The sequence below is a fragment of the Variovorax sp. GW460-12-1-14-LB1 genome (genome assembly GCF_059423605.1).
This window is the reverse complement of sequence record NZ_JBWKYF010000035.1, coordinates 34692-56352: the sequence shown is the minus strand read 5'-3', so window position 1 is coordinate 56352 and position 21661 is coordinate 34692. Positions and strand designations below refer to the sequence as shown.

Genomic DNA, 21661 nt, shown 5'->3' with positions numbered 1-21661 from the left:
TATGAAGTTAAGTAAAGAGCAATAAAAAACGGGGCCGAAGCCCCGTTTGTTTGCAATGCCGTGGCAGCGTTGCGTTGTGCTTACTCGAGCTCGCCCACTTGCAACTGCAGGTAGTTCTGCAGGCCGACGCGGTCGATCAGGTCGATCTGCGTCTCGAGGAAGTCGATGTGCTCCTCGGTGTCGTCCAGGATCTCTTGCAGCAGGTCGCGCGAGACATAGTCGCGCACCGATTCGCAATGCGCGATGCCGTCCTTGATGGTCGCTTGCGCGCCGGTTTCGGCGCCGAGGTCGCAGCGCAGCAGCTCGGGCACGTCTTCGCCGATGTTCAGCTTGCCCAGGTCTTGCAGGTTGGGCAGGCCGTCGAGCATGAAGATGCGGTCCATGAGCTTGTCGGCGTGCTTCATCTCGCCGATGGATTCCTCGTATTCCTTCTTTGCCAGCTTGTCCAGGCCCCAGTGCTTGAGCATGCGGTAGTGGAGGAAGTACTGGTTGATGGCAGTCAGCTCGTTCTTGAGCTGCGCCTGCAGGTGTTCGATGACTTTGGGGTCGCCCTTCATGATTATTTTCCTTGTTCTGAAAGCGGTGATTGTCGGAGGGGCGAACACACGCTTGCAAGCAAACCCATGCTGCGCCGGTCTGCATGCGTGTGATGGTGATACACGTTCGTATTGACCTGGCGCAAGGCGACGCGCGAGGCGATGGCAAACATAGCGGGTTCCAATACTTTCAATAGTTGATATCTATCAAAAACGATATATTGGTAGTTATACTCATGGCTCACGCTTATTTTTCCAACCGCAGCATCCAAGGAATCACATGTCCCTGATCAACACCGCAGTCCAACCCTTCAAGACCCAGGCTTACCTCAACGGCAAGTTCATCGATGTGTCCGACGAGACGCTCAAGGGCAAGTGGTCTGTGCTGATCTTCATGCCGGCGGCCTTCACCTTCAACTGCCCGACCGAAGTCGAAGACGCGGCCGACCACTATCCCGAGTTCCAGAAGCTGGGTGCCGAGGTCTACATCGTGACCACCGACACGCACTTCTCGCACAAGGTCTGGCACGACACGTCGCCGGCCGTCGGCAAGGCCAAGTTCCCCCTGGTGGGCGACCCGACCCACACGCTGACCAACGCGTTCGGCGTGCACATCCCGGAAGAAGGCCTGGCACTGCGCGGCACCTTCGTGATCAACCCCGACGGCATCATCAAGACCGCCGAAGTGCACTCCAACGAAATCGCCCGCGACGTCAAGGAAACCCTGCGCAAGCTGAAGGCAGCGGTCTACACCGCCGAGCACCCGAACGAAGTCTGCCCGGCCAAGTGGAATGACGGCGACAAGACCATCGCTCCGTCGTTCGACCTCGTCGGCAAGATCTAAGCGCCCCGCGCAAAGCCCGGGTGCTCACGAGGCCCCGGGCTTTTTTGTCCCCAGTTGATAGTTTCCAGTTATCGAAAGAGAGTCCGCCATGCTTGACGCCAGCACCAAAGCCCAATTGAAGAGTTACCTCGAACGCGCCACGCAGCCGATCGAGATCGTTGCCTCGCTCGACGACAGCAAGGCTTCGGGCGAAATGCTGTCGCTGCTGAAGGACGTTGCCGAAGTCTCGCCGCTGGTCACGCTGACCGAAAGCCGCGACGACAGCCACCGCAAGCCCTCGTTCTCGGTCAACCGCCCGAGCGAAAACCACGGCCCGCGCTTTGCCGGCCTGCCGATGGGTCATGAATTCACGTCGCTGATCCTTGCGCTGTTGCAGATCGGCGGCTACCCCCCCAAGGTCGAGCAGGCTGTGCTCGACCAGATCAAGGCGCTCGACGGCGACTTCGAGTTCGAGATCTACGTCTCGCTCACCTGCCACAACTGCCCCGACGTGGTCCAGGCGTTGAACCTGATGGCCATCCAGAACCCGCGCATCCGCACCACGATGATCGAGGGCGGCACCTTCCAGGACGAAGTGAAGGAACGCCAGATCATGGCCGTGCCGACCGTGTTCCTGAACGGCACCGAGTTCGGCCAGGGCCGCATGAGCCTGGAAGAAATCCTTGCCAAGATCGACACCAGCGGCGTGGAGCGCGAAGCCGCCAAGATCGCCGCCAAGGACGCCTTCGACGTGCTGATCGTCGGCGGTGGCCCCGCCGGTGCCGCTGCCGCGGTGTACGCCGCACGCAAGGGCATCCGCACGGGTGTCGCCTCGGAGCGCTTCGGCGGCCAGGTGCTCGACACGCTCGGCATCGAGAACTTCATCTCGATCAAGGAAACCGAAGGACCGAAGTTCGCCCATGCCCTCGAAGAGCACGTGCGCGACTACGACGTCGACATCATGAACCTGCAGCGCGCCAAGGCACTGGTGCCGGGCAAGAACCTGATCGAGGTGCAGCTCGAAAGCGGCGCGTCGCTCAAGAGCAAGACCGTCATCATTTCGACCGGTGCCCGCTGGCGCAACATCAACGTGCCGGGTGAGCACGAGTTCAAGAACAAGGGCGTGGCCTACTGCCCGCACTGCGACGGCCCGCTGTTCAAGGGCAAGCGCGTGGCGGTGATCGGCGGCGGCAACTCGGGCGTCGAAGCGGCGATCGACCTGGCCGGTATCGTCGGCCACGTGACGCTGATCGAGTTCGACACGCAGCTGCGCGCCGACGCCGTGCTGCAGCGCAAGCTCAAGAGCCTGAAGAACGTCGACATCTTCACCAACGCGCAGACCACCGAGATCACCGGCGACCAGAAGGTCAACGGGCTGGTCTACAAGGACCGCGCATCGGGCGAGCTGAAGAAGGTCGAGCTCGAAGGCGTGTTCATCCAGATCGGCCTGGTGCCCAACACCGACTGGCTCAAGGGCACGGTCGAGCTGACGAAGCACGGCGAGATCGTTGTCGACGCGCGCGGCCAGACCTCGGTGCCCGGCGTGTTCGCGGCGGGTGACGTCACCACGGTGCCGTTCAAGCAGATCATCATCGCGGCCGGCGACGGCGCGAAGGCGGCGCTCGGTGCGTTCGACCACCTGATCCGCACGACGGCCCCTGCGTGAGTAAGTCTTAAGTGCCTGAAGTTGTGAAGATGAGAATTATTCTCATACAATAAAAACACGGGCACACCGCTGCCCCTCATTGCCAGCCAGGTCACTCGCGCAAGCCTTTGCGCCTCAAGGTCCAGCAAGCAGTTCTTCAACTGTTTTCTGGACCTTTTTCGTGGCCGCTCATTTCCCTCGACCGTCTTCCCACCGACCCGCGCTGCTGCCCTGGCTGATCGCTTCTGCCTTCGGCATGGCCGCCGCGCCTGCGTGGTCCCAGCAACTCGCGGCGCTCGGCGAAGTGGTGGTGAGCGGATCGCGCTCGGAGCAGGCCAGGGACGACCTGCCGCTGAGCATCGAGGTCATCAACCGCCAGGACATCGAGAGCAAGCAGATCCACGACATCCGCGATGCCGTGCGCGACCTGCCCAACGTGTCGGTCAAGCGTTCGCCGGCGCGCTTCGGGTTGGCGCAGGGCAACACCGGGCGCGACAGCAACGCGGGCTTCAACATCCGCGGCCTGGACGGCAACCGCGTGCTGCTGCTGACCGACGGCATCCGCACGCCGCGCAGCTACGTGTTCAGCGCCAATGCGTTCGGACGCGACTACTTCGACATCAGCCTCGTCGAGCGCATCGAGATCATCAAGGGCCCGGCCTCGGCGCTCTACGGTTCGGACGGCCTGGCCGGGCTGGTCAACTTCATCACCCGCGAGCCCTCGTCCTTCCTGCGCGAGGGCAAGACCTTCGGCGGCAGTGCGAACATCGGCTACAGCGGCGAAGACAACGGCGTGCGCGGCGGCGTCACGCTCGCGGGCAAGGCGAACGACGTGCTCGAGTGGCTCGTGTCCGCCAACCTGGGGCACGCCAGCGAACTCGAGAACCGGGGCTCGCTCAACGTGCCCAACCTCGACCGCACCACGCCCAATCCGCAGCGCGACCAGACCCGTTCGCTGCTGGCCAAGGCCATCCTCACGCCCAACTCCGACCAGCGCCACGCCTTCACCTTCGAGCACGTCGAGAAGAGCAGCCGCTACAACCTGCTGTCGGGCGTGGCCAAGCCGCCGTATGCGTCCACCTCGGTAATCGGCCTCAACGCCAAGACCGACCTCGACCGCGACCGCCTGACCTACGAAGGCCGGTTGCGCCTGAACAGCGTGGTGGCCGACAACCTGCTCGCTGTCGTGAGCTACCAGAAGGCCGGCTCGCGCGAGTACATCCACGAAGACCGCTTCACCGCGGCCGACCGCACGCGCGACGTCACCTACGACGAGAACACCTGGCAGTTCGGCCTGCAGGCCGACAAGACGATCCGCATGGGCAACTGGGCCCAGAAGATCACCTACGGCCTGGACTACACGCGCACGAACGTCGAGAACCTGCAGACCGGCCTCGTGCCGCCGGCCGGCGAGAGCTACCCGCTCAAGCGCTTCCCCGACACGCGCGAAACCTCGACCGCCTTCTATGTGCAGGACGAGTTCATTCACGACCGCTGGAGCATCACGCCCGGCATCCGCTTCGACCGCTTCTCGCTCGACGCGAAGCAGGCGGGCTTCAACGCGCAGGCCGTGTCGCTGTCGGGCTCGGCCGTGTCGCCCAAGCTGGGCGTGCTGTTCCGTGCCACGCCGCAGTTCAGCGTGTACGGCAACTACGCCTCGGGCTTCAAGGCGCCCAACGCGTTCCAGGTGAACAACTTCTTCGAGAACGTGATTTCGGGCTACAAGACGATCCCGAACCCGAACCTCAAGCCCGAGAAGAGCCAGAACATCGAGCTGGGCGTGCGCGGTCGCACCGGCCTCCTGAGCTTCGACGTGGCCGCCTTCACAGGCGACTACAAGGACCTCATCGAGAACGACAAGCTCGTGGGCGGGCGCGGCATTCCGCGCATCGACCCGCTGATTTACCAGACCGTCAATGTCGGGCGCGCGCGCATCAGCGGTTTCGAGATCAAGGGCGAGCTCGATTTCACCGAGAACGGCAACGGCTTCTCCGTGCCCTTCGCCTACGGCCGCACGCAGGGCCGCGACCGCACCAACAACCGGCCGCTCAACTCGATCGATCCGCAGAAGTTCAGCGCCGGAATCAAGTACCAGGCGTCGGCCTGGAGCGTGCGCCTCGATGCGGTTCATCATGGCGCCAAGGAGTGGGAAGACGTCGATCGCAGCGAAGTGACCACGGGCCTGCAGTTCCGCACGCCGGCGGCCACCACGCTGGACATCAGCGCGCAGTGGCGCATCCGCAAGGACCTGCGCCTGAACGCGTCGGTGACCAACCTCACCAACAAGCGCTACTGGATGTGGAGCGATGTGCGCGGCGTGACGACCACCTCGGCCATCCGCGACGCCTACACCCAGCCGGGCCGCAGCTTCAACGTCTCGCTCGTGGCGGACTTCTGAGCCGCACCGCCACTTCTCTCCAAACAAAGGACACCCGATGAATGCCGAAGACATCCGCACCCGTTTCGCCGAACTGCGTGCCAAGGGCATGCGCCACAAGGACGCCGCCGCGGCCATGGGCCTGAGCGAAGGCGCCGCCATTGCGGCGCACACCGGCGTGCACGACAAGGCACTGCGCGCCGCGCGGCTGAAGGGCCCGTGGGTCGAGTTGCTGCAGGCATTGGAGCTGTGCGGCCCCGTGCTGGCGCTCACGCGCAACGAGACCACGGTGCACGAGAAGACCGGCGTCTACGAGAAGGTGTCCGGCAGCGACGCGATGGGGCTCGCGCTGGGCGAGGTCATCGACCTGCGCCTGTTCTTCAGCCGCTGGCATGCAGGGTTCGCGGTCAGCGAGGCGGCGGCCAATGCCGGCGTGCCGCCGTCGCTGAGCCTGCAGTTCTTCAGCCCGCAGGGCGTGGCGGTGCACAAGATCTTCGTGCGCGACGCGACCGATCGCGATGCCTTCCAGTCGATCATCGACACCTACACCGCCGCGCCCGACGAACCCGTGCAGTTCGCGCCCGCCGAGAAGAAGGCGGCGCCGCGCGACGACAGCGCCATCGATGCGGTCGCGCTGGCCGACGCCTGGCGCGGCATGCAGGACACGCATGAATTCTTCGGCCTGCTGAACAAGTTCGACGTGGAGCGCCAGCAGAGCTTTCGCCTCACCGAAGGCGAGTTCACGCAGCGGGCCGAAACGGGCGCGGTGCGCGAGCTGCTGCTCGAGGCTTCGTTCGACGGCACGCCGATCATGGTGTTCGTCGGCAGCCCGGGCTGCATCCAGATCCACTCGGGGCCGGTCGTGCGCATCGAGCCGATGGAGATGCACGGCATGCGGTGGCTCAACGTGCTCGACCCCGGCTTCAACCTGCACCTGCGCGAAGACCGCATCGCGAGCGTGTGGATCGTCCAGAAGCCGACCAGCGACGGCATCGTGACCTCGGTGGAGGCTTTCGATGGCGAGGGCGAGCTGATGGCGATGTTCTTCGGTGCGCGCAAGCCCGGCGTGCCCGAGCGCGCGGAGTGGCGCCAGATCGTGGCCAAGCTCTCGCGCCTGGCCACTTCTGAGGTGCAAGCGCGATGAGCGTCGAGACCGTTCCGGGCGTGGTCGAGATCAAGGCCTTCGTGCCGGCGAAGGACTTCGCGCTCTCCATTGCCTTCTACCAGGACCTGGGCTTCACGCTGGCCTCGAACGAGGACGGCATTGCTTACTTCTTCTGTGGCGAGAGCAGCCTCCTGCTGCAGGACTTCTACGCCCAGACCCATGCAGAGAATTTCATGATGCATCTGCTGGTCGATGACGCGCTGGCCTGGTGGGCGCGCGTACAGGCGCAGCGGCTGACCGAACGCTACGCCGTACAGACCACGCCACCCGCCGAACGCCCCTGGGGCATGGTCGATTTCACATTGACCGACCCGACCGGCGTGCTCTGGCGCATCGCACACAACATTCCCCGGCGCGGCTGACGCGCGTCCTCCTTTCGCTGTCCGTGACCCCATGACTGAACCGCGCGATTCCTCTTTCCTTTCTTCTTCCGTGCCGCGTCGTCGTGATGCGCTGCGCCTGCTTTCTGCTGCAGCGCTCGGTGCGAGCGCATGGCCCGCGTTCGCACAAGACGGCAAGCGCCTACCGCGGCTGGTCACGGTCAGTGGCGCGATCACCGAGGTGGTCTATGCGCTCGGCGCCGAAGGCCAGCTGGTCGGGACCGACACGACCAGCCTGTTTCCCGCTGCGGCGCGTGCCACGCCCAAGGTGGGCTACATGCGTCAGCTGTCGGCCGAAGGGCTGCTCTCGCTGAAGCCCGACGCGATCATCGCGACCAACGAGTCGGGCCCGACCGTGGTGCTCGACCAGATTCGCACGGCCGGCGTCAAGGTCGAGATCATCGAGGCCGATCACACCTGGGCCGAAGTGCAGCGCAAGGTGCAGGCCGTGGGTCGCGCTGCCGCCAAGGAAGCACAGGCGCGTGAGTTGCAAGGCCGGCTCGATGCCGAATGGGCACAGGTGCTGCAGCGCATCGGCGGCGCAAAGGGCCGCAAGCCGAAGGTGCTGTTCGTGCTGTCGCACAGTGCGAGCCCGCAGGTGTCCGGCGAGAAGACCGCGGCGCACGCGGTGATCGGCTTCGCGGGCGGCGTGAATGCGCTGGGCGGCTTCCACGGCTACCGGCCGATGACGGCCGAGGCCATGGCCAGCGCGGCGCCCGACATCATCCTCACGAGCACGCAGAGCATCGAGGCGCACGGCGGCGTCGAGCGGTTCTGGCAGCGGCCCGAGCTGGCGCTCACGCCGGCGTACAAGAAGCGAGCGCTCATCACGCAGGACGCCTTGCTGCTGCTGGGCTTCGGCCCGCGCCTGCCGGCCGCCATCGGCGAACTGCACGACAAGTTCCGGGCCGCGCTCGCATGAGCCAGCGCTTGGGGGCGCGTGCCGTGCTGGGCGGCAGCGCGGTGCTGCTCGCCGCAGCCTTCGCGGTGGGCGCCGTGTCGGGCGCCTACGCCATCAGTCTTTCGCAGCTGTGGAACGTGCTGACCTCGCTGGGGCAGGGCACAAGCAGCCAGTCGCCCGAGCACCTCGTGTTCCTCAACATCCGCTTGCCACGCCTCGTCCTCGGTGTGGCGGCGGGCGCGGGGCTCGGCATGGCGGGCACGCTGATGCAGGGGCTGTTCCGCAATCCGCTGGCTGACCCGGGGCTGATCGGCATCAGCAGCGGCGCGGCGCTGGCGGCCGGCATCACCATCGTGCTGGGCGCCTCGTTCTGGCCGATGCTGCCGCGCACGCTCGGCAGCTGGACGCTGGTGCTCATGGCTTTCGGCGGTGGCTTCGTCGTGACCTTGCTGATCTACGGTCTGTCGCGCAGCGAAGGCGGCACGCGCATGGCGCTGATGCTGCTGGCGGGCATCGCGATCAACGCGCTGGCCGGCGCCGGCCTCGGCCTCTTGAGCGTGATGGCGACCGACGAGCAACTGCGCAGCCTGCAGTTCTGGCTGCTGGGCAGCCTGGGCGGCGCGCGCTGGAGCGCGGTCATCCTGGTGGGCGTGGCGGTGTTGCTCTCGTGCTGGGCCGCAGCATCGCTCGCTTCGCCCTTGAACGCCATCGCGCTCGGCGAGGCGCAGGCGGCGCTGTTGGGTGTGGACGTGGAACGCACCAAGCGGCGCGCCGTGGTCATCACGGCGGTGGCGGTGGGTGCGGTGACGGCCACGACCGGGATCATCGGTTTCATCGGCCTGATCGCGCCGCACTGGGTGCGCATGGTGGCCGGGCCTGATCACCGCATCGTGCTGCCGGCCTCGGCGCTGCTGGGCGCGGCGCTGGTGCTCGCGGCCGACACGGTGGCGCGCACGGTGATGGCGCCGGCCGAACTGCCGCTGGGCGTGCTCACGGCTTTCATCGGCGTGCCGATGTTCCTTCTGATGCTGCGGCATTTCAGGGGGCGCGTATGACGGCGGCGGGACACGGGGCGCTGGCGTGTGCCAGTGTCGAGGTGCGCATCGGCGCCAAGACGTTGCTGGCGAATGCATCGGTCGAACTGGCGCCGGGCCGCGTGACCGCGATCCTCGGCCCGAACGGCGCGGGCAAGTCGACGCTGCTGTCGGTGCTGGCCGGCCAGCGCGAGCCGACGCAGGGCAGGGCGATGCTCGACGGCCGGCCACTGTCAGACCACGGCATGCCCGTGCTGGCATTGCGCCGGGCCCTGATGCCGCAGGAAAGCGCGGTCGCCTTCGACTTCACGGCGCAGGACATCGTCGCGCTCGGCCGCTACCCGCACCGCCGCGCGCCGACCCGCGACGAGGACGCGATCATGGCCGAGGCGATGGCGCTGACCGACGTCACGGCGCTGGCGCCACGCATCCTCAACACGCTGTCGGGCGGCGAGAAGGCGCGGGTCCACCTGGCGCGGGCGCTGGCCCAGCTCTGGCATCCGCGCCCCGATGGCGCGAGCCGCTGGCTGCTGCTCGACGAGCCGACCGCCGCGCTCGACCTCGCGCACCAGCATTCGGCGATGCGCCTGCTGCGCGCCTGGGCGGCGCGGGGCGTGGGCGTGGTGGCCGTGCTGCACGACCTGAATCTGGCGCGGCGCTATGCCGATGAGGTCGTGGTGCTGGGGGCGCCCGGCGGCCTGCGCCAGGGGGCGACCGCCGAGGTGCTACGGCCCGCGCTGATCGAGGCCGTCTGGCGCATGCCCTGCCAGCCGGTGACCGGCGCGGACGGCGTCACGCAGTATCTGTTCGGATAGTCCGTCGGGCGGGCGGTGCTTGCTACTGAAAAGCTAGCAGATCAGTAGACCAACCGCTCCGGCCGCAGCTCCTGCAGGATCGTCGTCGCGATTTCCTCGATCGACTTGGTGGTCGTCGAGAGCCAGCGGATGCCGGCGCGCCGCATCATGGCCTCGGCCTCGCTGATTTCGTGGCGGCAGTTCTCCAGGCTGGCGTAGCGTGAGTTGGGCCGGCGTTCGTTGCGGATCTCGCTCAGCCGCTCGGGCTGGATCGTCAGGCCGAAGATCTTCTTGCGGTGCGGGCTCAGCGCCGGCGGGAGCTGGCGGCGGTCGAAATCTTCGGGAATCAGCGGGTAATTGGCCGCCTTCAGGCCGTGCTGCATCGCCAGGTAGAGCGAAGTGGGCGTCTTGCCGCTGCGGCTCACGCCGACCAGGATCACATCGGCGCCTTCCAGGTCGCGGTGGCTCTGGCCGTCGTCGTGCTGCAGGCTGAAGTCGATGGCCGCGATGCGGTCGTTGTAGGCCTTGCTCTTGCTGACGTCGCTGAAGCGGCCGATGCGGTGGTTCGACTTCATGGCCAACTCGATTTCGAGCGGCCGCACGAAGGTGCCGAACATGTCCAGCAGCATGCCCTTGCAGCCGGTTTCGATCACGCCCAGCACGTCCATGTTGGCCAGCGTGGTGAAGACGATGGGCCGAACGCCCTCGACTTCAGCCGTGTGGTTGATCTGCCGGACCGCCTGGTGCGCCTTGTCGACAGTGTCGGTGAATGGCAGCCGCACGTGGCGCGGCTTCATCTCGAACTGGGCCAGAACGGCATTGCCGAAGGTTTCGGCGGTGATGCCGGTGCCGTCGGAGACGAAGAAAACGGTGCGTGTATGCATGGTGTTGCTTTTGCGGCGGAGTCCTGCGGCGCGCGCGACCTGCCACGCCTACAATCCGGGCCATTATCGGGAATCCGCTTTCCCAACCCCCTCGAATTCTTTCCATGCACACCGCGACCGCACCCAAAGCAACGACAACGATCGTGCTGCGCCGTCTGCATGCAGCGCCGGTTTCAACTTCTGGAGCTTCCCCATGTCTGCACTTTTCGAGGCGACCGCACTGGTCGTGCCATTTGAAAACCTGAGGATGACCGACGTCGAGTCGGTTGGCGGCAAGAACGCCAGCCTCGGCGAAATGATCTCGCAGCTGCCACAGGGCGTGCGCGTGCCGACCGGTTTTGCGACCACGGCCCACGCGTTCCGCCAATTCCTGGCGCACGACGGCTTGGCCGACAAGATCAGCAAGCGCCTGGCTGCGCTGGACACCGAAGACGTGCGCGCCCTGGCCGCGGCCGGCGCCGAAATCCGTGCCATGGTCGAGGCCCAGCCGTTCCCGGCCGACCTGCAAAAAGCCATCGGCGAGGCCTTTGCCACGCTGAGCGCCGGCAACCCCGCCGCATCGTTCGCCGTGCGCTCCTCGGCCACCGCCGAAGACCTGCCCGACGCTTCGTTCGCCGGTCAGCAGGAAACCTTCCTGAACGTGGTCGGCATCGACGACGTGCTGCACAAGATGAAGGAGGTGTTCGCCTCCCTGTACAACGACCGCGCCATCAGCTACCGCGTGCACAAGGGCTTCGAGCACGACGTGGTCGCGCTGTCGGCCGGCGTGCAGCGCATGGTGCGCTCCGACCTCGGCGCCGCCGGCGTGATGTTCACCATCGACACCGAGTCGGGCTTCGACCAGGTCGTGTTCATCACTTCGAGCTATGGCCTGGGCGAGACGGTGGTGCAGGGCTCGGTGAATCCCGACGAGTTCTACGTCCACAAGCCGACCCTCAAGGCCGGCAAGAAGGCCGTGATCCGCCGCAACCTCGGCTCCAAGCTGATCCAGATGGAGTTCGCCACGCCCGAAGAGAAGAAGGCGAGCGGCAAGCTGGTCAAGACCACCGACGTCAAGGCCGAGCAGCGCAACCGCTACTCGCTGAGCGACGCCGACGTCGAGCAACTGGCCCGCTACGCGCTGGTGATCGAAGAACATTACGGCCGCCCGATGGACATCGAGTGGGGCAAGGACGGCACCGACGGCCACCTCTACATCCTGCAGGCGCGTCCCGAAACGGTGAAGAGCCAGCAGCAGGGCAAGGCCGAGCAGCGCTACAAGCTGCTGGGCAAGGGCGCCGTGCTGGCCGAAGGCCGTGCCATCGGCCAGAAGATCGGCACCGGTGCCGTGCGCATCGTGCACAACATCAGCGAAATGGACCAGGTGCAGGCCGGCGACGTGCTCGTCACCGACATGACCGACCCCAACTGGGAACCGGTGATGAAGCGCGCCGCCGCCATCGTCACCAACCGTGGCGGTCGCACCTGCCACGCGGCCATCATCGCGCGCGAACTCGGCATTCCGGCCGTGGTCGGCTGCGGCGACGCCACCGACCTGCTGAAGGACGGCACGCTCGTCACCGTGAGCTGCGCCGAGGGCGACACCGGCTTCATCTACGACGGCCTGCTCGAGACCGAAGTGACCGAGGTGCAGCGCGGCGTGATGCCCGAGATCGATCTGAAGATCATGATGAACGTGGGCAACCCCCAGCTCGCCTTCGACTTCGCGCAGCTGCCGAACCACGGCGTGGGCCTGGCCCGCCTCGAGTTCATCATCAACAACAACATCGGCGTGCACCCGAAGGCGATCCTCGACTACCCGAACGTCGACAACGACCTGAAGAAGGCCGTCGAGTCGGTGGCCCGTGGCCATGCCTCGCCGCGCGCGTTCTATGTCGACAAGGTGACCGAGGGCGTGGCGACCATCGCCGCTGCGTTCTGGCCCAAGCCCGTCATCGTGCGTCTCTCGGACTTCAAGTCGAACGAGTACCGCAAGCTGATCGGCGGCAGCCGCTACGAGCCCGAAGAAGAAAACCCGATGCTGGGCTTCCGCGGTGCGGCGCGTTACCTGAGCGCCGACTTCGGCGAGGCCTTTGCCATGGAATGCGAGGCGCTCAAGCGCGTGCGCAACGACATGGGCCTGACCAACGTGCAGATCATGGTGCCCTTCGTGCGCACGCTGGGCCAGGCCGAGCGCGTGACCACGCTGCTGGGCGAGCATGGCCTCAAGCGCGGCGAGAACGCGCTCAAGCTGATCATGATGTGCGAGGTGCCGAGCAATGCCGTGCTGCCGGAAGAGTTCCTGAAGTTCTTCGACGGCTTCTCGATCGGTTCGAACGACCTGACCCAGCTCACGCTGGGCCTGGACCGCGACTCCGGCCTGGAGCTGCTGGCGGCCGACTTCGACGAGCGCGACCCGGCCATCAAGGCGCTGCTGAGCCGCGTCATCAAGGCCTGCAAGGCCGAAGGCAAGTACGTCGGCATCTGCGGCCAGGGCCCCAGCGACCACCCGGACTTCGCGCTGTGGCTGGCGGAGCAGGGCATCGAGTCGATCTCGCTGAACCCGGACAGCGTGATTGACACCTGGCAGCAGCTCGCCCAGAGAGGCTGAGTCCGCGCGCGGCGGGCATGCACCGCCGTGTGACGCAACGCGGCGAATGGCGGAAATCCCCATGGGGGATTCCCCCCGTGCCTGCCCGTGCAAATGAAACAAAGTGCGTTTCCGGTGTCAGACTCGTGACATTCGCAGGCGGCGCAATCCGGCTGCCTGCCTGAGGTGATGCGGGCCCGTCAGGGCCCGTGTCAGCACTTCGCCGGAGACCCCCATGATTCTTGTCAAGACGGAAGCCGGACAGCAGGTCCTCAAGGACCGCTCGGTGCCGTTGACGCCGCGCCAGCGCTCGGCCTTCATCCAGTTCGACGGCAAGCGCTCGATCGACGACGTGCTGGCCTCGGGCTTGGGCATCGGGCGCGAGGAGGTCGATCAGATGGTTGCGCTGGGCCTGCTAGCGCCTCTGGCCGGCCAGCCGCCAGCCGCGGCGCCTGCAGTTTCGGCGGCCCCGCCGCCGGCTGCGTCTTCCGGTCGCAGCCGCCAGCAGCGCTACAAGGACGCATACCCCATCGCCACCCAGCTGACCGGCAGCCTGGGCCTGATGGGCTTCCGGCTCAACCTTCAGGTCGAAGGCACGACCAGCTACGAAGACCTCCTGGCACTGGCACCCAAGATCCGCGCCGCCGTTGGCGCGGAGAAGGCCGCCGCCCTCGACAAGGCCCTCAACGACTGAGGTGCCTTGCCGGATCGCGCAACACAGGGCTATAATCGCCGGCTTTGCCTTGCCATACCGCGCCCGACGCTGCGGGTGGCTTTTCCTCTTCCACGGAAGAATCCACAAGGAGTGCCATGCGTCACTACGAAATCATCTTGCTCATCCACCCGGATCAGAGCGAACAAGTTCCGGCCATGCTGGAGCGTTACAAGGGCCTGATCACGGCCGGCGGCGGCAAGGTCCACCGCGTTGAAGACTGGGGCCGCCGTCAGCTGGCTTACCAGATCAACAAGCTCAACAAGGCCCACTACCTGTGCGTCAACATCGAAGCTGAACAAGCCGTGATGGGTGAACTGGAACACGCGTTCAAGTTCAACGATGCCGTGCTGCGTCACCTGACCGTTCAGAAGAAGAAGGCCGACACCGGTCCTTCGTCGATGATGAAGACGGTCGAGCGCGAAGAGGCCCGCAAGGCCCAGCAGGCCGAATACGCCGCCAACAACAACTGATGGCGTGACGGCTGCCGCTGCGGCGACCGGGGTCAACCAGCTTCTGCTGACCGCCTCTGTCGCCGAACTCGGAACCCTGCGATACACGCCAGCCGGCCTGCCCGCCCTCGATCTGAAGCTCGACCATGAGTCGACGCTCCAAGAGGCGGGGAGGCCCCGGCAGGTGAAGACGGCCCTCAAGGCTGTTGCGTTCGGCGCCATCGCCGAGCGGCTCGCAGCGCAGTCGATGGGAAGTCTCTGGCGATTCCAGGGGTTTCTCGCGACACCGGGCAACGGCAAGCATCCGGTCCTGCACATCCAGGATTTTCAGCAAGATTAATTTTCGACAAGAGGTCCCCCAATGGCCACGTTCAAGAAATTCAACAAAGACAAGCGCCCGAAGCGCAACACCCAGTCGCTGCTGTTCAAGCGCAAGCGCTTCTGCCGTTTCACCGTCGCTGGCGTCGAAGAAATCGACTACAAGGACATCGACACGCTGCGTGACTTCATCAGCGAAAACGGCAAGATCATCCCCGCACGCCTGACCGGCACGCGCGCGATCTACCAGCGTCAGCTGAACACCGCCATCAAGCGCGCGCGCTTCCTGGCCATGGTGCCGTACAGCGACCAGCACCGCGTCTAAGAAGGAGCACACACCATGCAAATCATTCTTCTGGACAAGGTTCTGAACGTCGGCGGCCTGGGCGACATCGTCAAGGTCAAGGACGGCTACGCACGCAACTTCCTGATCCCCTCGGGCCGCGCCCGCCGCGCCACCGCTGCCAACAAGGCCGAATTCGAAGCCAAGCGCGTCGAACTCGAAAAGGCTGCGGCCGCCAAGCTGGCCGAGTCGCAAGCCCAGGGCGAAAAGCTCGCCGGCTCGACCGTCAAGCTGACCCAAAAGGCTGGCGTGGATGGCCGTCTGTTCGGTTCGGTCACCAACGGCGACATCGCCGAAGAGCTGAACAAGCAGGGCTACAAGGTTGCCAAGTCGCAAGTGCGTCTGCCCAATGGCCCGATCAAGGTCGTCGGCGACAACACCGTGAGCGTCTCGCTGCACACCGACGTGGTCGTCGAGATCACCGTCACGGTCTACGGCGAAACCGCCTGATCGTTCGCAGCGCCCGGTGCGCTGACGCAAGAAAGCCGCCTTCGGGCGGCTTTTTCTTTTCTGCGCGCGAGTTGTCCACCTCGCCGCACCGGAAGTTCACTGTTTATTAACAACCTTGTCCACACACGCCGCGCCCTGCGCGGCTTAGCATGCAGGGTTGCAAGGGAAGTCCATGTCCGCCGTTTTCTCCTATGCCGACAATGATTCGTCGGCCGACCGCCAGATCGCGCAATTGCGCATTCCGCCTCATTCCATCGAGGCCGAATCCAGCGTGCTGGGGGGCTTGCTGCTGGACAACGGCGCCTGGGACCGCATGGGCGACCTGCTGGTCGACGGCGACTTCTACCGCCACGAGCACAAGCTGATCTACGCGGCCATCGGCGGGCTGATCAATGCCAGCAAGCCGGCCGACGTGATCACGGTCTTCGAGCAGCTGCAGAACCTCGGCAAGGCCGACGACATCGGCGGGCTGGTCTACCTGAACTCGCTCGCGCAGTACGTGCCGAGCGCGAGCAACATCCGACGCTACGCCGAGATCGTGCGCGAGCGCTCCATCCTGCGCAAGCTCGTGACCGCCGCCGACGAGATCGCGACCAACGCCTTCAATCCGCAGGGCAAGCCGGTCGACAAGATCCTGGACGAAGCCGAGCAGAAGATCTTCAACATCGGCGAAGAAGGCACGCGGATGAAGCAGGGTTTCCAGAGCATGGATTCCCTGGTGGTCGAGTTGCTCGACCGCGTGACCGAGATGGCCGAGAACCCGAACGACATCACGGGCGTGCGCACGGGCTTCAACGACTTCGACAAAATGACCTCGGGCCTGCAGCCGGGCGACATGATCGTGCTGGCCGCGCGTCCCTCGATGGGCAAGACCTCGCTGGCGATCAACATCGCCGAGCACGTGGCGCTCGAAGAGGGGCTGCCGGTGGCGGTGTTCTCGATGGAAATGGGCGCCGCCCAGCTGGCGGTGCGTATCGTGGGTTCCATCGGCCGCATCGACCAGGGCCACCTGCGCACCGGCAAGCTCAGCGACGAGGAGTGGCCGCGCCTGACCGAGGCCATCGAGAAGCTGCGCACGGTGTCGCTGCACATCGACGAGACGCCGGGCCTTTCGTCCAGCGAACTGCGCGCCAATGCGCGCCGGCTCGCGCGCCAGTACGGGCGCCTCGGCCTGATCGTGGTCGACTACCTGCAGCTCATGTCCACCAGCAGCTCGGGCGACGAGAACCGCGCCACGGCCGTGGGTGAAATCTCGCGCGGCCTGAAGATGCTGGCCAAGGAACTGAAGTGCCCGGTGATCGCGCTGTCGCAGCTCAGCCGCGGCGTGGAAGCGCGTACCGACAAGCGCCCCATGATGAGCGACTTGCGCGAATCCGGCGCCATCGAGCAGGACGCGGACATCATCATGTTCATCTACCGCGACGACTACTACAACAAGGAGTCGAAGGAACCGGGCGTGGCCGAGGTGATCATCAGCAAGCACCGGAACGGCCCGACCGGCACGGTGAAGCTGGCCTTCCTGAAGCCGATCACCAAGTTCGAGAACCTGGTGGGCTACAGCAACAACGACGAGTACTGACCGGCTCGCACGCCAGGTCGTCAGCTGGCTTCGCTGTCGGGCCCGGGTGTCGAGGCCGGCGGCTTCTGCGCCCACTCCTTGTGCCGCGCCGCCTCGGCCTTCACCTGCCGCAGCAGGTCGGCCAGTGTCTTGCCGGGTTCGTCCTGGAAGCGCGTGTCGAGCACCTCCACGGCCTCCATGCGGTCGACCCGGAAGCCGCGGAAATCGTTGCGCAGCTCGCACCACGTCGAGAGCGTCCAGACCTTGCCCCAATAGAAGCAGCCCAGCGGTCGCACCGTGCGCTCGCTGGCATCGCCCGAGACGTCGCGGTAGTGCAGCTGCAGTTTCTGGTGGGCCTGCACGGCCTCGCGCAGTGTCTGCAGCCGGGTGCGCAGGGCGTCGTCGAGGCCGAGCGCGGGCGCATACAGCGCCAGCGCCTCGGCCGAGACGCGCGCCGCTGGCGGCAGTACCGACAGGATCTTTCCAAGGCCCGTCTCGATGTTGCGCGCCATGGCTGGGTCGACCCAGCTCTGGGTCATGCGCGCGGCGGCCACGAGCGCCGACGCTTCGTCTTGCGTGAACATCAGCGGCGGCAGCTCGAAGCCCGCGCCGAGGCGGTAGCCGACGCCGGCCTCGCCCTCGATCGGCACGCCCTGGTGCTGCAGGTCGGCCACGTCGCGATACACCGTGCGCTCGGACACCTCCAGGCGCTGCGCCAGAAAGGCGGCCGTGGTGAGCCGGCGGCCGCGGATGAGCTGCACGAGCTGGAAGAGGCGGTCGGCGCGTCGCATCAACGCGTTCCGACGAGCTTCCTGGCGAAGTCCTCGACAAAGTAGCGCTTGCCGCGCTGGACCACCGTGTGGCCTTCGGCCTCGAGGCGCGACATCTGGGCCTCGATGCCACCCGGGTACTTCGGGTTGAGCTCGCCGCCGATCTTGAGCGTGCGCCAGTACGGCGTGCCTGGCGTGCGACCGGCGCCCGTCATCATGGCTTCCTCGGTGGCGTGGGCCACCATGTGGGCGAAGATGGCCGTGGTCACGGTGCAGCCGATGGTGGTCTGGTGGCGTGCCGCGATGTCTTCGCCGATACCGAGCACGGTCGCGAGCCGACCTTCGGGCACGCCGCGCATGGCTTCCTCGACTTCGGCCGGCGAGGGCGTGGCGATGGTGCCCTCGCCGTGCCGCGCGCGCATGGCCGGGGGAATGGCCTTCACGTTCGGCAGGTTCGGGTAGCCGGCCAGCCTGTCGCGCCAGCCCTTGCGTGTGCTCATGAGACTCCGATGTGGATCGCCACTGCGTCCGGCCCCTCGTAGGCTTCGAAATCGCTGCGGTAGCGGCGAACGATTTCCGGGTGCGCCTCGAAATACTGCCAGATGCGCTGCCAGGTGGCGATCACCATCTGCGGCATCTCGCCGCGGCCGCTGAACACGAGGTAGTCGCCGGCTTCGATGGCGACGCTGTTGGTGCCATCCGAGACGGCCACGCCGGCCGTCATGTCGAAGGCGCCGTGCGCGTCCGATTCGTAGGCGGAGTAGACGCTGAAGATGCGCGTGTCGCTGGTGCGGTGCGGCGTCGACTCGTAGGTCTGTTCGCCGAAGAAGCGGTTCCACAGCGCGCCGATGCGTGCGGTGGCGGGGTCGACCTCTTCGCGGTTGGTGGTGCGTACCGTGAGGCCGGCGACGCGGAAGGCGTCGTGGTGTTGGCGGATGGGGTCCATGCGTTTTTTCTCCGGAAGTGGCGGATGAGGAGGGCGAAGGCGCTCAAAACAGGAGCGCCTTCGGTTCAGCCTTCATCGTCTGCGCGATCAGTTTCATGTCGATGTCGGTGATGTCGAACAGGCCGAAGCGGAACTTGTAGCCCCATTGCTTCGGGGTTTCGATGAAGGCCAGGCGTTCGATCAGCGGGGCGATGGGCGCCTCGTGCGCGGCGACATAGGCCACGTCGCGGCGCCACGGGACGAAGCCGTTGCCCATGTCGAACTCGTACGGATCGCCCGGCTGCACGATGCCCAGCGCCACGAAGCTTTGCAGCTTGTCCGTGCCGCCGAACACCGTGGCCGGTGCGTAGTAGGCCACGCGATCGCCCGCCGCCACACGCTTGAGCGGCGCGAGCTTGCCGTGGCCCACCTGCATGAACCCGAGCGGCCGGTGGTCCCGGCCGCGCCGGGCGTGCTCGGCGCTGGCGACCGCAATCCAGTTGCGTTGTGCCATGGTGTCTCAGGCCGGGGCGTGCAGGCCGACTTCGTTGCCTTCGGTGTCGCGCAGGTGGGCGATGAAGCCCATGCCCGGCGGCAGCGCCGACTTGGGCGCCACGATCTGCCCGCCGGCTGCTTCGACGCGCGAGAGCACGGCATCGATGCTCGGCATGCAGTCGAGGTAGACGCGGATGCCGCTGCCGGCCTGCGCGCTGGTGTTGGCGCCGGGCTTCAGCGCACCGCCGGTGGCGGGGTCGTCGTAGGGAAACACGGCCAGCGGGTTGCCGCCGAAGTCTTCGCGGCGCAGCTTGCGCGCGAGCACGGTTTCGTAGAAGGCCTGGGCGCGGTCCAGGTTGGCGACCGGAATCTCGAACCAGGTGATGGCATGGGTGGTCATGAAGAGCTCTCTTTCGTTCGTTGCGTTGGAAGGAGCCTGGATGGTGCGAGCCGCCTCCTGACAACGTCTTGTCAGTAGCCTGTCATGGCGGGCGAAAAAAAGCCCGCGATGCTCCCGGAGCATGCGCGGGCTTGTGTCGGCCGGTGCCGATGAATCTAGAGCACGTCGCTTGCGAAGTCGGCCAGGCGCGAGCGTTCGCCGCGCGCCAGCGTGATGTGCCCGCCATGCGGCCAGCCCTTGAACTTGTCAACCGCGAAGGTGAGGCCCGACGAGCCTTCGGTGAGGTAGGGCGTGTCGATCTGCGCGAGGTTGCCCATGCAGATGATCTTCGTGCCGGGGCCGGCGCGGGTGATCAGCGTCTTCATCTGCTTGGGCGTGAGGTTCTGCGCCTCGTCGATGATCACGTACTTGTTCAGGAAGGTCCGGCCGCGCATGAAGTTCATGCTCTTGACCTTGATGCGGCTGCGGATCAGCTCGTTGGTGGCCGCGCGGCCCCACTCGCCGGCGCCGCCGCCGTCGCCCTTGGCCAGGAACTCGAGGTTGTCGTCGAGCGCGCCCATCCAGGGGCCCATCTTTTCTTCCTCGGTGCCGGGCAGGAAGCCGATGTCTTCACCGACGCTCACTGTGGCGCGGGTCATGATGATCTCGGTGTAGCGGCGGTCGTCGAGCACCTGCGTGAGGCCGGAGGCCAGTGCCATCAGGGTCTTGCCGGTGCCGGCGGTGCCGGTCAGCGTGACGAAGTCGATCTCGGGGTCCATCAGCAGGTTCATCGCGAAGTTCTGCTCGCGGTTGCGCGTGTTCACGCCCCACACCGCGTTCTTGCCCGAGCTGTAGTCCTTGAGCGTCTTGAGCACCGCGGTCTTGTCGCGGATTTCGGTGACGCGCGCGTACATGCTCGGTTCGCCGGGCGCCTCGAAGAAGACGAACTGGTTGATGTAGAGGTTAGGCACCAGCGGACCGCTGATCCGGTAGAAGGTGTTGCTGCCGCTTTGCCAGCTTTCGACCGTCTTGCTCTGGCGGGTCCAGAAATCGGGCGGGAGCGCGAGCGAGCCGGCGTAGAGCAGGTCGCCGTCTTCCAGCGTCTTGTCGTTCTGGTAGTCGTCGGCGGCCAGGCCCAGCGCGCGCGCCTTGACGCGCATGTTGATGTCCTTGGACACCAGCACCACTTCCTGCTTCGGCTTGCCCGGGCGGTCCTTGGCGTACTCGTCGCGCAGCGCGTGCACCACACCCAGGATCTGGTTGTCGGCCTTGCCCTGGGGCAGGCTGATCGGCAGCGAGTAGTCGAGCGGGGCGGTCTGGAAGAAGAGGCGCCCGCCGGCTTCGCGGTGGCCGGTGGTGTCCAGCTTCAGGCCCTTGTCGATGTCGGCGTCCTGCGCGGCGGCCAGCGCGTCGAGCGTGCGGCTGGTCTGGCGGCCGTTGCGCGCGACTTCGGTCGTGCCCTTCTTGTGGCCGTCGAGCTCTTCCAGCACGATCATCGGCAGGAAGATGTCGTGTTCCTCGAAGCGGAACAGGCACATCGGGTCGTGCAGCAGCACGTTCGTGTCGAGCACGAACAGCTTGGCGGGGCCGGTGGACTTGCGCTTGGGGCGTGCCGGGGCCTGCTGGGGCGCCGCGATAGGCGTGGCGGCTGCCGGGGCGGGCGTGGGCACGCGCGTCTCGACCTGCACCATCGCGGGTTGTTGTTGCTGCTGCGGTGCGCTCACCGGTGCCGACGTGGGTGCCGGGGCGGGTGCAGCCTTGGTTTTCGCGCGGCGTGCCGGGCGGGCGACAGGCGCATCGCCGCCGCCGCCTTCCGTGCCGAGGTTGTCAAACAGCTCCAGCGGCTGAGGTCCGCTCTTGGCGGGGGCGTCGTCGCGCGAATCGCCGGAGCGGCGCGAATTTCTGTGCGAGGGACGGGCGGGTGCGTCGATGGCATCCGGCGAGAGCAATGCGGCGCGTTTTGTGGGGGCGGGAGGCAATGGCATGGGTCAGGTCGCTCGCAAGGAAGAAAGAGGAGGGCCGGAAAACGAAAAAGCCGCCTGTAGACCCAGGCGGCTTCGTTCGGAGGATGCGGTCGTGGAGCTCAACGGCATGAGGCCATTATGCACACCGCAAAAGACGCACCAGAGGCTCTTTGCACACCGCGTGGGG

General features: G+C 66.1%; 23 protein-coding genes. 15 read left to right on the top strand and 8 right to left on the bottom strand.

Annotated features, from left to right (window positions below):
- Window positions 1–80: 80 nt before the first annotated feature.
- Entirely contained in the window at window positions 81–557 is a 477-nt protein-coding gene (gene bfr, locus AC07Y4_RS18665) for a bacterioferritin (RefSeq protein ID WP_062473038.1), read from the bottom strand.
- A 259-nt stretch (window positions 558–816) separates the two neighbouring features.
- Between bfr and ahpC the strand changes: the two genes are divergently transcribed.
- The 8 genes from ahpC (at window position 817) to AC07Y4_RS18625 (ending at window position 9676) form a co-directional block, all read left to right on the top strand.
- Window positions 817–1380 carry an alkyl hydroperoxide reductase subunit C gene (gene ahpC, locus AC07Y4_RS18660; protein WP_062473036.1) on the top strand — a complete coding sequence of 188 codons (564 nt, stop codon included), beginning with the start codon at window positions 817–819 and terminating at the stop codon, window positions 1378–1380.
- Between the two features lie 88 nt (window positions 1381–1468).
- Window positions 1469–3025: an alkyl hydroperoxide reductase subunit F gene (gene ahpF / locus AC07Y4_RS18655; protein ID WP_487849244.1), complete on the top strand. Its 1557-nt coding sequence runs from the start codon at window positions 1469–1471 to the stop codon at window positions 3023–3025.
- Window positions 3026–3185: 160 nt separating this feature from the next.
- Window positions 3186–5402 carry a TonB-dependent hemoglobin/transferrin/lactoferrin family receptor gene (locus tag AC07Y4_RS18650; RefSeq protein ID WP_487849243.1) on the top strand — a complete coding sequence of 739 codons (2217 nt, stop codon included), beginning with the start codon at window positions 3186–3188 and terminating at the stop codon, window positions 5400–5402.
- Window positions 5403–5439: 37 nt separating this feature from the next.
- The gene (locus AC07Y4_RS18645) at window positions 5440–6525 is read left to right on the top strand and encodes a hemin-degrading factor (RefSeq protein WP_487849242.1); all 1086 of its coding nucleotides are present in this window, start codon (window positions 5440–5442) and stop codon (window positions 6523–6525) included.
- Window positions 6522–6908 carry a VOC family protein gene (locus AC07Y4_RS18640; RefSeq protein WP_487849241.1) on the top strand — a complete coding sequence of 129 codons (387 nt, stop codon included), beginning with the start codon at window positions 6522–6524 and terminating at the stop codon, window positions 6906–6908. Before AC07Y4_RS18645 ends, AC07Y4_RS18640 begins: the two co-directional genes overlap by 4 nt.
- Window positions 6909–6939: 31 nt before the next feature.
- Window positions 6940–7848, top strand: coding sequence for a heme/hemin ABC transporter substrate-binding protein (locus AC07Y4_RS18635; RefSeq protein WP_487849240.1), 909 nt, complete (start codon window positions 6940–6942; stop codon window positions 7846–7848).
- Window positions 7845–8882, top strand: coding sequence for a FecCD family ABC transporter permease (locus tag AC07Y4_RS18630; RefSeq protein ID WP_487849239.1), 1038 nt, complete (start codon window positions 7845–7847; stop codon window positions 8880–8882). The genes AC07Y4_RS18635 and AC07Y4_RS18630 overlap by 4 nt, the downstream gene beginning before the upstream one ends.
- The gene (locus tag AC07Y4_RS18625; protein ID WP_487849238.1) at window positions 8879–9676 is read left to right on the top strand and encodes a heme ABC transporter ATP-binding protein; all 798 of its coding nucleotides are present in this window, start codon (window positions 8879–8881) and stop codon (window positions 9674–9676) included. Before AC07Y4_RS18630 ends, AC07Y4_RS18625 begins: the two co-directional genes overlap by 4 nt.
- Before the next feature lie 41 nt (window positions 9677–9717).
- Here AC07Y4_RS18625 and ppsR read toward each other — a convergent pair whose 3' ends face one another.
- The gene (ppsR, locus tag AC07Y4_RS18620; RefSeq protein WP_062473023.1) at window positions 9718–10539 is read right to left on the bottom strand and encodes a posphoenolpyruvate synthetase regulatory kinase/phosphorylase PpsR; all 822 of its coding nucleotides are present in this window, start codon (window positions 10537–10539) and stop codon (window positions 9718–9720) included.
- Between the two features lie 193 nt (window positions 10540–10732).
- On the opposite strand from ppsR, the gene ppsA reads away from it, so the two are divergent.
- The 7 genes from ppsA to dnaB all read left to right on the top strand — a co-directional run bounded on the left by ppsA (window position 10733) and on the right by dnaB (window position 16962).
- Window positions 10733–13129, top strand: a complete 2397-nt coding sequence (ppsA, locus tag AC07Y4_RS18615) for a phosphoenolpyruvate synthase (RefSeq protein ID WP_062473021.1) — start codon at window positions 10733–10735, stop codon at window positions 13127–13129.
- Window positions 13130–13343: 214 nt separating this feature from the next.
- Window positions 13344–13802 (top strand): hypothetical protein, encoded by a 459-nt coding sequence (locus AC07Y4_RS18610; RefSeq protein ID WP_487849237.1) that lies wholly within the window; start codon window positions 13344–13346, stop codon window positions 13800–13802.
- 116 nt (window positions 13803–13918) lie between these two features.
- Window positions 13919–14293, top strand: coding sequence for a 30S ribosomal protein S6 (rpsF, locus tag AC07Y4_RS18605; protein ID WP_062473016.1), 375 nt, complete (start codon window positions 13919–13921; stop codon window positions 14291–14293).
- Between the two features lie 4 nt (window positions 14294–14297).
- On the top strand, window positions 14298–14612 hold the full coding sequence (gene priB, locus AC07Y4_RS18600) for a primosomal replication protein N (RefSeq protein ID WP_487849236.1): 315 nt from the start codon (window positions 14298–14300) through the stop codon (window positions 14610–14612).
- A gap of 21 nt (window positions 14613–14633) precedes the next feature.
- On the top strand, window positions 14634–14915 hold the full coding sequence (gene rpsR / locus AC07Y4_RS18595; RefSeq protein ID WP_007830781.1) for a 30S ribosomal protein S18: 282 nt from the start codon (window positions 14634–14636) through the stop codon (window positions 14913–14915).
- A 15-nt stretch (window positions 14916–14930) separates the two neighbouring features.
- Entirely contained in the window at window positions 14931–15383 is a 453-nt protein-coding gene (gene rplI / locus AC07Y4_RS18590; protein ID WP_056583114.1) for a 50S ribosomal protein L9, read from the top strand.
- 172 nt (window positions 15384–15555) lie between these two features.
- The gene (gene dnaB, locus AC07Y4_RS18585) at window positions 15556–16962 is read left to right on the top strand and encodes a replicative DNA helicase (RefSeq protein ID WP_062473012.1); all 1407 of its coding nucleotides are present in this window, start codon (window positions 15556–15558) and stop codon (window positions 16960–16962) included.
- Window positions 16963–16982: 20 nt separating this feature from the next.
- Here the strand turns inward: dnaB and AC07Y4_RS18580 are convergent, their stop codons facing one another.
- The 6 genes from AC07Y4_RS18580 to AC07Y4_RS18555 form a co-directional block, all read right to left on the bottom strand.
- Window positions 16983–17732: a helix-turn-helix transcriptional regulator gene (locus tag AC07Y4_RS18580; protein ID WP_487849235.1), complete on the bottom strand. Its 750-nt coding sequence runs from the start codon at window positions 17730–17732 to the stop codon at window positions 16983–16985.
- Window positions 17732–18211 (bottom strand): MGMT family protein, encoded by a 480-nt coding sequence (locus AC07Y4_RS18575; RefSeq protein ID WP_487849234.1) that lies wholly within the window; start codon window positions 18209–18211, stop codon window positions 17732–17734. The genes AC07Y4_RS18580 and AC07Y4_RS18575 overlap by 1 nt, the downstream gene beginning before the upstream one ends.
- Window positions 18208–18657 carry a GyrI-like domain-containing protein gene (locus tag AC07Y4_RS18570; protein ID WP_487849233.1) on the bottom strand — a complete coding sequence of 150 codons (450 nt, stop codon included), beginning with the start codon at window positions 18655–18657 and terminating at the stop codon, window positions 18208–18210. Before AC07Y4_RS18570 ends, AC07Y4_RS18575 begins: the two co-directional genes overlap by 4 nt.
- 43 nt (window positions 18658–18700) lie before the next feature.
- Window positions 18701–19150: an EVE domain-containing protein gene (locus AC07Y4_RS18565; protein ID WP_070059600.1), complete on the bottom strand. Its 450-nt coding sequence runs from the start codon at window positions 19148–19150 to the stop codon at window positions 18701–18703.
- Window positions 19151–19156: 6 nt separating this feature from the next.
- Window positions 19157–19531 carry a VOC family protein gene (locus tag AC07Y4_RS18560; protein ID WP_062473002.1) on the bottom strand — a complete coding sequence of 125 codons (375 nt, stop codon included), beginning with the start codon at window positions 19529–19531 and terminating at the stop codon, window positions 19157–19159.
- A 155-nt stretch (window positions 19532–19686) separates the two neighbouring features.
- Window positions 19687–21495, bottom strand: a complete 1809-nt coding sequence (locus AC07Y4_RS18555; protein ID WP_487849232.1) for a PhoH family protein — start codon at window positions 21493–21495, stop codon at window positions 19687–19689.
- Window positions 21496–21661: the final 166 nt, after the last annotated feature.